The 13,723-nt window shown below is 35.1% G+C and carries 10 protein-coding genes; all 10 read right to left on the reverse strand.

The features are described 5' to 3' along the window. Positions 1-10 precede the first annotated feature (10 nt). Positions 11-2,428 (reverse strand): Smr/MutS family protein, encoded by a 2,418-nt coding sequence (locus tag SVZ03_12260; GenBank protein MDY6934978.1) that lies wholly within the window; start codon positions 2,426-2,428, stop codon positions 11-13. A gap of 46 nt (positions 2,429-2,474) precedes the next feature. Continuing rightward, the gene (locus tag SVZ03_12265; GenBank protein MDY6934979.1) at positions 2,475-2,735 is read right to left on the reverse strand and encodes a Smr/MutS family protein; all 261 of its coding nucleotides are present in this window, start codon (positions 2,733-2,735) and stop codon (positions 2,475-2,477) included. Positions 2,736-2,831: 96 nt separating this feature from the next. Further along, complete coding sequence (glgP, locus tag SVZ03_12270; GenBank protein ID MDY6934980.1) at positions 2,832-7,109, reverse strand: alpha-glucan family phosphorylase; 4,278 nt, start codon at positions 7,107-7,109, stop codon at positions 2,832-2,834. A 102-nt stretch (positions 7,110-7,211) separates the two neighbouring features. Continuing rightward, positions 7,212-8,480 (reverse strand): glycoside hydrolase family 57 protein, encoded by a 1,269-nt coding sequence (locus SVZ03_12275; protein MDY6934981.1) that lies wholly within the window; start codon positions 8,478-8,480, stop codon positions 7,212-7,214. A gap of 142 nt (positions 8,481-8,622) precedes the next feature. Continuing rightward, on the reverse strand, positions 8,623-9,897 hold the full coding sequence (locus SVZ03_12280; protein MDY6934982.1) for a glycosyltransferase family 4 protein: 1,275 nt from the start codon (positions 9,895-9,897) through the stop codon (positions 8,623-8,625). Between the two features lie 1,038 nt (positions 9,898-10,935). Further along, positions 10,936-11,118 (reverse strand): hypothetical protein, encoded by a 183-nt coding sequence (locus SVZ03_12285; GenBank protein ID MDY6934983.1) that lies wholly within the window; start codon positions 11,116-11,118, stop codon positions 10,936-10,938. 79 nt (positions 11,119-11,197) lie between these two features. After that, complete coding sequence (locus SVZ03_12290; GenBank protein MDY6934984.1) at positions 11,198-11,464, reverse strand: hypothetical protein; 267 nt, start codon at positions 11,462-11,464, stop codon at positions 11,198-11,200. Positions 11,465-11,832: 368 nt separating this feature from the next. Beyond that, positions 11,833-12,582 (reverse strand): thioesterase domain-containing protein, encoded by a 750-nt coding sequence (locus SVZ03_12295; GenBank protein ID MDY6934985.1) that lies wholly within the window; start codon positions 12,580-12,582, stop codon positions 11,833-11,835. Between the two features lie 13 nt (positions 12,583-12,595). Further along, positions 12,596-13,345, reverse strand: a complete 750-nt coding sequence (locus SVZ03_12300) for an SDR family NAD(P)-dependent oxidoreductase (GenBank protein MDY6934986.1) — start codon at positions 13,343-13,345, stop codon at positions 12,596-12,598. A gap of 225 nt (positions 13,346-13,570) precedes the next feature. Further along, positions 13,571-13,720, reverse strand: coding sequence for a hypothetical protein (locus SVZ03_12305; protein MDY6934987.1), 150 nt, complete (start codon positions 13,718-13,720; stop codon positions 13,571-13,573). Positions 13,721-13,723 lie beyond the last annotated feature (3 nt).

A 13,723-nucleotide genomic window follows, 5' to 3' on the forward strand; every position in this document is an offset into this window, starting at 1 on the left:
ATTATCATTATTAATCCCTCAATAACACGATGGATACACCATCGCCACCCTCGCCATATTCGCCAGGACGGAAATCCCTAACATATGGGGAGAATTTCAGACTACTTCGAACAGCCTTCTTCAAGGCGCCTGTGCCGTGGCCATGAATCACAATAGCAGCGCTGATTCCATTTCTAATCATTCTGTCAAAATCTTGTTCAATTCGAAAGAGTGCGTCATTCACCTTCAATCCCCTGAGATCAATTGTATTATAACTTGTTTGAACTGTCTGAGGGATTCTGCTCTTTATTTTTATTATGCCTTCTTTTTCAATTTTTTTAGCCGCCTTTAATCTTTCCTTATCCCCTTGTCTTGTTTTGGGAATCAAAAGATCATCAAACTTGTATCTTGTCTTGATTGAATTCCCGAGTAATAATTGGATACTCATCTCTGAAATATCGATAGATTCTATCCTTCCCTCCCTCTCCAAGGGAACAATAAAAACCGAATCCCCTATTTCAACGATTTTGGGATCAAAGGGGATATAACTATTAGAAAATCTTTTTTTGCTATCCCTCTTAAGCTTGGTTGATATATCATCATCAATTTTTATTATATCCTGTTGAAGCTTTCCCAATGCCCTAATATCGCTCTTCTGTAGATCGGTTATCCTATTGGCAATCTCATCCCTGTGCTTTCTTAATTCTTCAAGGAATTCAATTCCTCTCTCACTTCTAATTTCTTCAATTCTATTTTTAACCTTCGATTGAAAATCAATATATCTGTTCTTTTCTCTAAGTAATTGCTCCTTTAACCCTTCTATCCTCTTCTGTTCCTCATCCATCATCTCTTTATGTTTCTGTATTGATTCTATTAGAGCTTCGGTTGTTATCTCCCTATCATCGATTAGCTCTCTTGATCTAGAGATAATCTTTTCAGACATGCCATAATTCCTGGCAATCTCAATGGCAAAGCTGGATCCAGGTATGCCAATCCTTAGATTAAAGGTGGGATTAAGGGTTTCAGCATTAAAAGAGACTGATGCATTGCAAAACCTCCCATCCAGTGAAGCCAAATCCTTCAACTCAGAATAATGAGTTGTTATCACCATCTTGGCCTCAGTATCTATCATTGACTCAAGAATAGCTTGCGCTAGAGCTGCGCCCTGTCTCGGATTTGTGCCAACAATAATTTCGTCAATTAGCGCTAGAGTGCTCCTATCAGCCATCTCTATCATTTCATTAATAATTACAATCTGTCCAGAATATGTAGAGAGGGATTGGGATATACTCTGATCGTCCCCAATGTCCGCAAGAATCTTCGAAAAAATTCCTATAACAGAATCAGCGCTTGCAGGGATATGTAGGCCATATATCGTGAGGAGCGCGCATAATCCCACTGTCTTGAGTAAAACCGTCTTGCCTCCAGTGTTTGCGCCGGAGATAATAAGGCAATTATACCCTTTTCCTATTGAAATATCATTGGCAACAATAGTGTCTGGATTCATTAGGTATAGCAAGGGATGCCTTGCATCATGAAGGCTAATTATAAAGTCATCTGAAATCTCTGGCTCATTCCCCTTTAAGGAGATGCTGAATTTCGATGCCGCCACCAAAAAGTCAAAATGTGCCAGTTCATTAAGATTATCTATAATTTCACTAGAAAATCTGCTAACCTCTCTTGATAATATTCTCAATATCCTGTTTATCTCAACCTGGAGTTCCATCTGCAACACAATGAGTTGATTATTTAAACCTGACACAGCATCAGGTTCAATATAATAAGTAGCCCCGCTAGATGATAGGTCATGCACCCTCCCCTTTACTCTTCCCTTCATGTTGGCTTTTACGAGGAGCACATATCGGTTATTAATGGTAGTATGTATCTTCTCCTGAAAAATTTTATCCATTGAAGAAGAGTAGATGAGATTATGGAGTCTCTTTTCAATTTCCTTTTTGGAATTGAATATTTTTTCTTTTAAATCCTTTAACTCCGGGTACTTCGAAGTACTCAGTTCATTATCATCAGTAATTGATGGTATCAATACCTCACCCAGTCCTTTGAGATCACTAATAACGCTAAATCTTTCTACAATTGGTATAATAACATCCATATGATTATTAATAAACCTTCTTATTCTATTTGAGGAAATAATAAAATTTTTTACTAAAGCCAATTCCTCAATAGAGAGTATTCCACCCTTGCTAGCGATATTGATAATTGATTGAATATCTGTAATGCCTGTAAAATCAGGGGCACCCTCTTGGATTACTATCTCCTTAATTCCGGTGATATCCCTTAGCTGATTCCTAGCTGCCTCTGCGGTAAGCGGTTGGAGTGATGTTACTACTTTTACGCCAATAGGGGTTTGACATCTTTGGAATAGTTCCTTTAATATTTCATTCCACTCAAGGATGTTTAAAACTCTTTCTGATATGTTGCTTCCCATATATACAGTTGCAGGGTTATGGTAAAAAACATAAGTATTGTTTACGCTACCTCAAAAAGGCAATAGTCGCTCCCCAGTTCCCTGGTTCATCATGAAATGAAATCACATTATCATTTGACTGAAGAATTCTTATGACAACGCCCTTAATTGCAGATTTTCCCTTCCCATGTGCTATTCTGATTCTTTTAATATCCTTTGCTAAAGCCATTTGTATAAACTCTAGGAGTATCCCCTTAACATCTTGGGGATGGAAGGGATGAAGATCAAGCTCATCATCAAGCTCTATTCTAATAACCTCATCTTCCATACTGTTAAATTCTTGTCATTATTAATCTTTATAATCGATAAAAAAATGCCGTCTTCTCTATGTGTTGATATGATCCCTCCCATCTTTGATACTGCGTTAACCCCAATATACGAGATTGAGATCAATAATATCCTCTATATCTTTATTATAGGGAAGGATCCTTATTCCAAAATTATATTTACCAGATTTATCTCCTCGGTATTTGCCAATATATTTAATATGATTATTCTTCTCTTCAAAACATTCCATAGTAATGTATTTAATGTCATCACTATTAACCCTTCCATAGTCAGAGTAATTAGAATGTCTTATCATTTTATCCTGAAACACAAGCATCTCGGCCTTTATCTCCTCTTTTGTTACCTTGCCCCTATTTATTTCCAGATGCACCGTGATCTCATCATTTATTGTAAGATTATCGCTATAGATGCCATCAATAATAACATCTTCAATTTGAATTGTTGAGAACCTGGCCTTTATAGATTTTTTCCATATAGTTATTTCTCTTGGTACTGCAAAGTCATTATCAATGAATTCAAAATACCTCTTAGCTGCTGGAATATACATTTTTTCAACATAATCTCTAACCATTCTATGGGTATTACACTCAGTCATTATTGAGGTAATTGAGTTTTTCATCATCCTTACCCAATTCTCAGGTAAACTTTTGTTATTGACTGTATAGTAGTCCATAATAATTTTATTCTCTATAATATCATACAAGGAATCACTATCAATAATATCCTGTGTGTCAACATTATTATACTCCTTTCTATCTCCAATTATCCATCCATTGGAGCCATCATATAACTCGTCCCACCATCCATCCAGTATGCTCGCATTAAGCACACCATTTATTGCAGCTTTCTGACCACTAGTGCCGCTCGCCTCAAAAGGTCTTCTTGGATTATTTAACCAAACATCAACGCCGGAAATCATACTGCGGGCAATCTTCATATCATAATTCTCAATAAAAATAATTTTTCCTAAGAATTCCTCCTTCTTTGAAATATTTACAATTTCTCTTATCAATCCCTGCCCTTCCTTATCTTCCGGATGCGCCTTTCCAGCAAATATAAATTGTATAGGATGATCTTCATCAAGTATTAGCCTTTTAATTCTATCAAAATTTTGTAGAAATAATAGAGCCCTCTTATAGGTTGCAAAGCGCCTTCCAAATCCTATAGTCAAAGGGGATGGATCAAGATTTGAGAGAAACTTATTAAGAAGATGGGGGCTCTCACCAACCCTTTCCCAATTATCTGTTACTTTTTTCTTAATCAGTTGAAACAACCTTTTCTTTAGAGTCAAATGGGTTTCCCATAAGACATCATCAGGTATTTTAGAAATTACTTCCCATTTCTCTTTTTTTAAAAGGTCTTCATTTAGATTTAGAGAGGTATATTTCAAAATGAGTTCTTTCATCTCTTTACTGAGCCATGTTGGCACATGCACTCCATTTGTGATGTGAATGATAGGCACTTCATCCAGATGATAACCACTCCATATATCTGACCACATCTTTCTGGATATGTGGCCATGGAGACGGCTAACGCCATTCCTCCTGTATGAATTTCTTAAGGCGAGAACAGTCATCTCGTATTGATCTGTCTCCGAATTATGCCTGACGCCCATATCACAGATATCCTTAAAGTTGATGCCATTATTCTGTATATATTTTTTCAAATAGGTTTCAAATATTGGTATGTCAAATGACTCATTCCCAGCGGCTACAGGCGTGTGAGTAGTAAATACCGTGCTGGATTTAATGATCTCTTTAGCAGTTTCAATATTAATATTATTATTTTTTAATAGGTTGATAAGTCTCGCAATTATCAGGAATGCTGAATGGCCCTCATTTATATGGTAAACGGAAGGATATATCTTTAACTCATTCTCAAGTAATATTACTCCCCCTACACCCAACAGAATTTCCTGCTCAATTCTCCTCTTTACTCCTCCGCCATAAAGGCTGCTGGTTATTTCCCTATCAGAAACAGAATTCATCGGAATATCTGTATCCATAAAATATATAGAAACCCTTCCGATTTTTGCCTCCCACACTCTGGCGTATAGGATTCTTCCTGGCAAATCAACAGACATCAAAAGCTTTTCACCACTATTTTTGTTAATCTCATTCAAGGGCATTCTAAAAAAATCATTATTTTCATATTCAGCTATCTGATCTCCGGTCCTTGTAATCTCCTGTTTGAAATAACCCTTCTTATACAATAATCCTACTCCAATTAACGGCAGGTTCATATCAGAAGCGGATTTTATATGATCTCCAGACAATATGCCCAGACCTCCGGAATATAAGGGTAGAGATTCATGAAATCCAAACTCCATTGAAAAATATGCAACCGGTCTATCATATGAGATGTATTTAGTATTATTAAAAAAGGAATTAGGATGTGAAAGATATTTATTGAATTCACGAATCACCTTCTCATACAACGACATAAATGGCTTATCTGAAATGACATCCTTCAGTCTTTCAGGATCAGTTATCTCACAAAGCGCAACAGGATTGTTTTTCAGTCTTTCAAATAGTTCTGGATTGAGCATAGAGAACAGCTCCTGTGCATCGGTATTCCATGACCACCATAGATTATAGGCGAGTTCCCTTAGTTTATCTAGTTCATCTGGGATAGTGGATTTTATAGAAAATTGTCTAAATCTTGGTCGGGTAGAATGAGATTTTATAAAGAAAAGCTCTATTGCCCTAGCGAGCCATTTTTTATCCTTACCTGAAATCCTCTCGTCCCTATTTTCAATAGCAACATCATATGCCTTCAGGTAATTTTTAAAAAAAATCTGCCATTCTGCCATTAGGGCTATTTCTCTTGCAGACCTCCTAATTGAATTTATTGTTACTTCATCTTCACTAATAAATGATTCAATATAGTCCTTTAGCTCATTTACAGAATCATTATAATTTAGGCCAAATCTTTTTATTATTTTAACACCGCTGCCCTTTAATTTATTTGACATTACCCATTTCCCAAATCCAGCGACATCTGAACTAACAGTTGGTATTGAGTAAGCAACGCTCTCCAATGGAGTATATCCCCATGGCTCATAATACGAGGGATATATTGTCAAATCACATCCAGATAAAACATCATAGTATTCCATATTTAGTACACCATCCCTACCATTGAGATATACTGGCACGTAGATGATACTTATCCTATCCTTTGGTTTGTTCTGTAGATTATTATTATGACATTCATTTACAATTGGATCATTATAAGAATCCCACAAGGGATGAGTCGATATCATTGAATATTTTGTAATTTGATCTTTAGCAGCTATAACATCAACGCTCTTTTCCTGTGACATGTCCACATATCCGCCAATCGCAAAAAAGAACATTATGATTTCCTTTCTTAATTCATCCTGCGATTTATATAATTCTCCAAGCGCCTCTATGATTACATCGATTCCTTTATTATGGAACTCATAACGTCCTGATGTTGACATAATGACTGTGTCTTTATCTATAAAATGCTTTGATAAAAATCGTGACGCAAACCTTAATATCTTCTCTCTATTGGTTTTATAGTATTCTTCATTAGAATAATAATCCGGAACCTTGTTCACATTGAAGCCATTAGTCAGCACAATATCCGGCACAACATGTAAAATGTGTCTTGCCTCCATTGCGGTTATTTCACTTACAGTTGTAAAACAATCTGCTTCCATTGCTGAAGCTGACTCCATTGAGTGTTTAGCCACCACATTGAACTTATTAGCTTCCTTCTTGGAATCTATGTTTTGCAAGATACTATATATATCAACACCATTTCCAGCCATGCATCTCCCAAGCATTGTGGCATGGGTGGTAAAGACAGTTGCGATCTCTGGGATATTCCTTTTCAAGTAAAGCAAACCTGCCCCTGTCATCCATTCATGAAAATGTGCGATTATATCAAAATCTTCGAATAGAAAATGAATAGCCTCAATCGCTTTTGCCGCCACTGTTGAGAAGAGAACAGGTTCAATGTAATCCCATTTGCCTGTCATTGAATCAACGCCATATTGTTCCCAAAGTTGATATAGAGTTTTTTCCTGATCAATTGTATCATTATATTTTACAAGTATAACTCGGGGATTTTCATATACATTCCACCTTCCTACCTTTGAGAAAACACCTGATCGTATAAGTATATCCTGAATCTTCTTGGAATCATCACTGTTATCCTCATAAAATTCGGGATTATTTTCAAACAATGGTCCTATCAATATATAGTTCTCCCCAAGATTATTCTTTACCTCTTCCAACTTACTTATTATAACAGTATATATACCGCCAACCTTATTACATACTTCCCATGAAACCTCAAACAGGAATCGTTTTTTCTTATTCATTAAATAACTCTCTTATAATTATTATATATGTGTGTAAATAGGGGAAAGGGTAAGCTCGCTTTCTGGCATTGTGAAAGCTGGTATTATCAACATGCCCTTAAATTAAAGTGCTGGTCTTGCTCTAACCTTTCTTATTGAGAAGTTCTCATTTCTTAAACCTATTTCTTTCTGGTTATTATATAACCTGCTATTTTTTATGCTTGTCTTAAGATCATTAAGTATATTCATATAAACAATATATGCATCATAGGGTGAGTTGAATGGATTAAAATATTTATGAACATCACCATCAGAAAACCACTTTGTGCACATATAATAAAAATGATCCGAGGTCAATAACTTTCTCCATACATCAAGCAGATCAGCATTATTTGTCGATAATACCTCCTCTTCAAGCTTAAAAGCCATCTCTATGGCGGAGTTTTGCAGGGGATTGCCAATCCATGCTGAAAGGTCTCTCTCCATGTCAGCCCATGAAATATAATAGGGCACATCCAATTCAGATACTGGTGAATAGTATTCTTGTGCTTCAAATGGATTTATGAATTGGAAATCCGGATGTTTAAGCACTTCTTTTGGAAGCGATTGAAAAAACTGAAATATTCCAGTATCTTCCCATTGGTGTTCTCCAAAGGTTTCATAATCCATGAATAGATTTATTATCTGCCCATTGCCGTTTGCCTGATGAAGCCAATGAGCAAATCTATCAGCAGTCAAAGGATATTCAGACCAACTGCGGTTTGAGAATCTAAATGCAATATCATCAGAGAGTTTATAATTCTTTATTAGCAGATTTAAATAGCAGCATCCTTTAGGCTGATAAACAAAATTTGGAGACCTCCATCCCATTATCTGATCTGCGCCATCAGCGAGAATAGTATTAAAACCCATCTCTTCAATAAATTTTGCAAGTTCATTATTATATATAAGCTCAGTATTCCTAAAGGTTGTAGGTGTCTGCTTAAATAATTCCCTTATTCTCTTTCTATGTTTTATTATCTCACTCTTAAATTCCTTTTTCGAATAAAGGAAGGATAGTGAATGATAGTAGGTCTCACTAATAAATTCAACACATCCTGTCGAAGCAAGCTTTTGAAATAATTCTATTACTTCAGGATTATACTTCTCAAATTGTTCTAACGCTATTCCACTAACTGAATATGATATCTTAAACTTACCCTTAAATTTATCAATCAGCCTAAGCATCATTTTATTAGCAGGAATATAGCATTTTCTGCTAACCTTATTGCATATCTCTCTATTTGCATCATCATCCTCATAAAAATGATTTACTCCAATATCAAAGAATGAATAATTTTTTTTGAGTCGGAATGGTTGATGTACCTGGAAATAAAAACATACTGAAACCATTTCAATGCCTCCTGTCATTTTATCAAAAAAACCATATAACTGCTATTTGCCCGTATTTTAAAAATAATCTTTCATAAGTTGAGCCCTTTAATCCTTAATTAAAACTAATAATAACACTCATTCATAGAAGGATGGGTTATTATTAAGCTGCAAATCTATCATATATTTTTTTTATCCGATTACCAGCTGTATTCCATTCAACACTCTTAAGCTCTTCTTTGCATTCCCTCACAATTTCCCTAGATAGCTCTTCATAGTTAAGGATGGAGACGATGCTTTCAGCAAGCTTGTTAACATCCCAAAAATCCACGCATATTGCATGTTTAAGTATTTCCGAAGCACCTGATTGCTTAGAGATTATTATTGGAACATCATAGACCAATGCCTCAAATGGAGAAAGGCCAAAGGGTTCTGATACCGATGGCATTACATAGAGATCGCTCATTGCATACATTCTCTCCACATCAGTCCCTCTTAAGAAACCTGTAAAATGGAATCTATCCGCTATTCTCTGCTCAGCCATCCTTTGTATCATTTGAGGAAGCAGATCACCGCTGCCTGCCATGACAAATCTTACATTTTCAGCTCTTTTTAATACAAGGTTAGCAGCTTCCAAAAAATAATCAGGTCCCTTCTGCATTGTAACGCGCCCTAGAAATAGCACTATCTTTTCATCAAGATTCTTACTAATCCCATATCTCTCAAGCTGCCTTTCCTTATTGACGGCGTTATGCACAACTTCGATCTTATCAGGATTAATTCCATAATGGTTGACTATTATATTTTTTGTATAATAACTCACAGCAATAATTGTATCCGCATTATCCATGCCATATTTTTCAATATTGTATACATCGTTGTTAATATTATCCCCACTTCTATCGAACTCAGTCGCATGAACATGAATAACAAGAGGCTTTCCACTAACCTGTTTAGTCTGTACACCAGCCAGATATGTGAGCCAATCATGAGCATGAATAATATCAAACTCATGATTATAGCATATGGACTCCCCAACTAAGGCATACCCCATAACCTCAGCCAATAAATTCTCCCCATAATTCCCCGTAAATCCTAGAACACTTCCCTGCCCCTCTTTCATTTTCCCCCAGGAGGATAAGTATTTCAGGTGTTGTCCATTAGCAATAGTTGTATAATATGGGGAATAGGAATCCAATAACTTTATATTGATTACTTTCAAATGTTCTCGTATTCTTCTTAGATCTCCAACTAAAGGCACCTCATCCGCGCCAATTACTTTAATTTGATTAGCAATCCCCTTGCCTTTTTTTGTAGGTAGCACAAAGGTAATATCAACGTCATTATCTATTAACCCTTTTGTAATACCAAAACAGGCTGTACCCAATCCACCGCTTATAAAGGGCGGAAACTCCCATCCAAACATCAAGACCTTCATACTTCCCTCCTAACCAACCAGTATTACCTTCATATAAATAAAATATTAATTTTTTAATTAATATAGTTACTCAAATATTGGAAAACACAAAATAATTGAATTATTAAAATAGCTTATATAAATTACTTCACGATCGCTGATAATGAAGAAATCCATTTTCTTAAATATTTTTTTATCTCATCGTTTATATGAAAATAAAAACACCTGAGTAGTTACAAAAAGCAATAATCCGAAAGTTTATTTATAACAGATTTTATTATAATAATCAAACTATTTTATTATAATCCATCCTTGATTTTCTCTATTTAACAAGAATGGATTTGCATACCCTCATTAGGTTTAGACTGAGGGAATAACGTCATTGCAGCTTATTAAAACTCCAATACATTAATATAATAAAACGTATACTCTTATTGAATTGTAGGACTAATTATAGTATTAATTAGTTACTGAAATACTTATTGGAATGATTCTAATTACACCACCATCGGAGTGGATGGCAAACTGATAAAAAAGAACAAGCACAGAATCCTAAATGGCATCATCCAGTATCAGCTAATGATTTAATGGCTAAATCTCCTGTTAGCCTTCAATGCCAAAGAAATGATTTTCTCACATTCAAATATAGTATTCTGATAATAGTAAATACTTGTGTGTAATATTATCTAAATGGGAAGACAAAAATATAAAGCTTTAAATCGATAACAGGTTAAATAGACTATTAATAAAAAATGATTATAATTTGGATTTTATTTGTGTAGAATATATTATACTAATAATTAAACATTATCAGGGAGTCAAATCATTTTTTTTAAATTACTAGAAATACTGATGTCTCCTAATCTATTCTGAATAATTTGTGGTAATTGTGATTGAATTAAATAATCAAAAAAACATTTTTGTCAGCATAAATGCTTAAATATGTTCACTTGATGTTTATGAGGAAAATATAGAGGTATTCTATTAAATTGACCTAATCACTTAGGGATTGGATGTTTATTAGCATATTAGAAATGATAAGATAATCCCCGTCATTTTCTATTTTTTAGCCTGCTTTCTTAAATACAATGCAAGAGTATCCTTATTTACATAACCAAGTTTATTGAGAATAACCCCAATAGGATTTTGTTCAATATTATTTTGAATCTCTATAGCAACCGCTATTTGATCGTGAGTTAGTATTCTATTCTCTATTAGCATTTCACCAAGTAATTTTTTCACTCTAATATCCTTAATATAATAATCCAAATACTGTGAAAACAATTATCATTTCATATGATCCAATTTCAATTTAAATTTATCATCTTATTGCTATAGATTGTTGAGCGTTGATGTTTTGGTCATTATAATCGAGATGCTGGGTAACTTCATTATCTAGTATTTCATTCAATAATGATAATTCACCCATGGTTAATTTAATCTGCCTCTCGATTTCTGTATGCCTATTATTAAAACCACTAACATAATCCCTGTAAGTCTCGTCTAGTTCTTCCATTATCATGATTCTTCTCTTGAGTTGATCAATATGAAAAACCAGGAGTTCTATAAACCTATTTTGATCATTCATGATAATCCCCCTTTTAATTATTTTATCCAACCATGAATTCCACCTCTTTGAATTAATATTTTAATTTATATTTAACATAAATCTAAATATGTTAATCTTTTCATGGGCCAGCTTGTGGTTAAATGGATAATTAATTGTAATATTGTTCACAAAACATTTTCTTGTAAACAACATTTATATAAATTATTATAAATATTATATTAATATTACATTTCATAATAATAATTCAAGCTGTGTTATCATAATGATCGGTTGTTTCATACTGAAGCTGATACTTTTTTGTACTATAAATGACAAAATTATTTCACTAAATCCCTCAAAACCTAATTACTTGTGAAATCTTTATTTGAGCTTATTTATGTAAATTATCAAAAAAATTTATGCGCCAGTGTATTAATAATAATATCAATTATATCCTTAAGATGCGTATGGATTATGAAGTGGTCGCCATTTAGCATATGTTTGGTGAAGGATACACTGGTATGCACTGACCATCCTTCAACATCATCAGATGTCACTCTCTTATCCTGTAATCCACCAATTGCTGTAATTGGGCACCCCAAGGGTTCATCTTCCTCATATTTATATACCTCGTACATTCGGAAATCATTACGAAGCATTGGTATCAAAAGCTCCAACATCTCCTTATTTTGCAGTACTTCCTGGGGTGTACCACCAATCTTCTTAAGCTTATTAACAAAGTCATCATCAGGAAGATAGTGAATTAGTTCATCCCTCATTGGTGTTTGAGGAGATCTTGCCCCTGAAACAAAAATATGCATGGGCATGTGTGATCCCTTACCCTTCAATACCCTTGCGGTTTCAAAGGCTATAAGACTCCCAAGTGAGTGGCCAAATAGTACATACTCCTTTGTATCCAGGAGAGGGATTAACCCGTGGATTGCCTCATCAACTACTGAAGAAATTGAATCCGGTAGATTTTCTCGAAAACGCCTCCCCCTGCCAGGCATTTCCAAGGCATATAAGCCCATGCTTACCGGTAGCGAACGGGCAAATGGGAGAAAGACCTGTGCAGTGCCACCTGAATATGGGAAGCAGAACATATCAATATTTTCTTCATTACTTTTTAAAGAAAGCCTTTTCCATGGATGACTCATTAGTAACCTCAATTTATACTTTCGATAGCAACCTAAAGAAAAATTTCTTGCTTAAAACCCTCAAAAGAATCAGGTTCCCCTTATTTCGTAAACCATATGTTGAATTGAGTTTCTTCTTCTTAGCATCCCGAATTGCCAATCTTACAACATCCGATGCACTGGCAGCGAATGGCGGCGCTTTCATTACTCCATTGGATGCAATCTCTAACCACTCTGTACCTACCGCCCCGGGAGATACAGCAATCACATGGATTCCCTTTTTTTTCAATTCCTGATAAAGAGAAAACGCAAAATTCAACACAAAGGCCTTAGTTGCGCTATAAACAGCCCCATCCGGTACTGGCATAAAGGCATTGAGGGATGCAATTTGATATATAATACTACCCTCGCTCATATAGGAAAGACAAATATGTGTAAGTCTCACTAACACATTAACATTCAGATCAATCATACCCAATTGATCATTTATTGAAATATCTTCGAATGCCCCGATTATTCCATGCCCTGCGTTGTTTATCAATACACAAATCTCAGGAGATTCATCCTCAATCTTTCTCCTGAGCATATTCATTTCCTCTACAGAGGTTAGATCCATGGGAATTACAACACCCTTAGCTTGCTGAAGTCTAGCTGAAGTCTCCATTAACCGATCCTCCCTTCTTGCGATCAACCACAGCTCATCAAGCTCATAAGCAGATTCAAGCTGATAAACGAATTCCCTACCAATTCCTGATGAAGCCCCTGTGACAATTCCTATTTTCATATTCACCTTCCTATCATTAAATTGATCAAATCCGAAATATATAATTTCCCGCTAGAACATCTACATATCGAGCAACTCTCCTAAGACTTGTTCAAGCAGAGCGATAATATCCTCAATCTCTTCATGCATAAATTCCATTTGCTGATATGAAACCAAGATCACAATCTGGTCATTAATACTGGAGAATGATAGCAACATTCCATGATATTGTGTAGTCGAGATGACCTAAATAACCTGAAATCTATTCCCAGGATAATTCAATCTATCCAGATTGCCTAAATTTGAAACTGGAAATAAGGCCATAGATGATCTTTCTTTCTCTTTTAACTTCTGCACTAATCTTGCATAATTTTTCCTACCAATTAGGGTACTCATCTT

Source organism: Spirochaetota bacterium, assembly GCA_034190085.1.
Lineage (GTDB): Bacteria > Spirochaetota > UBA4802 > UBA4802 > JAFGDQ01 > JAXHTS01.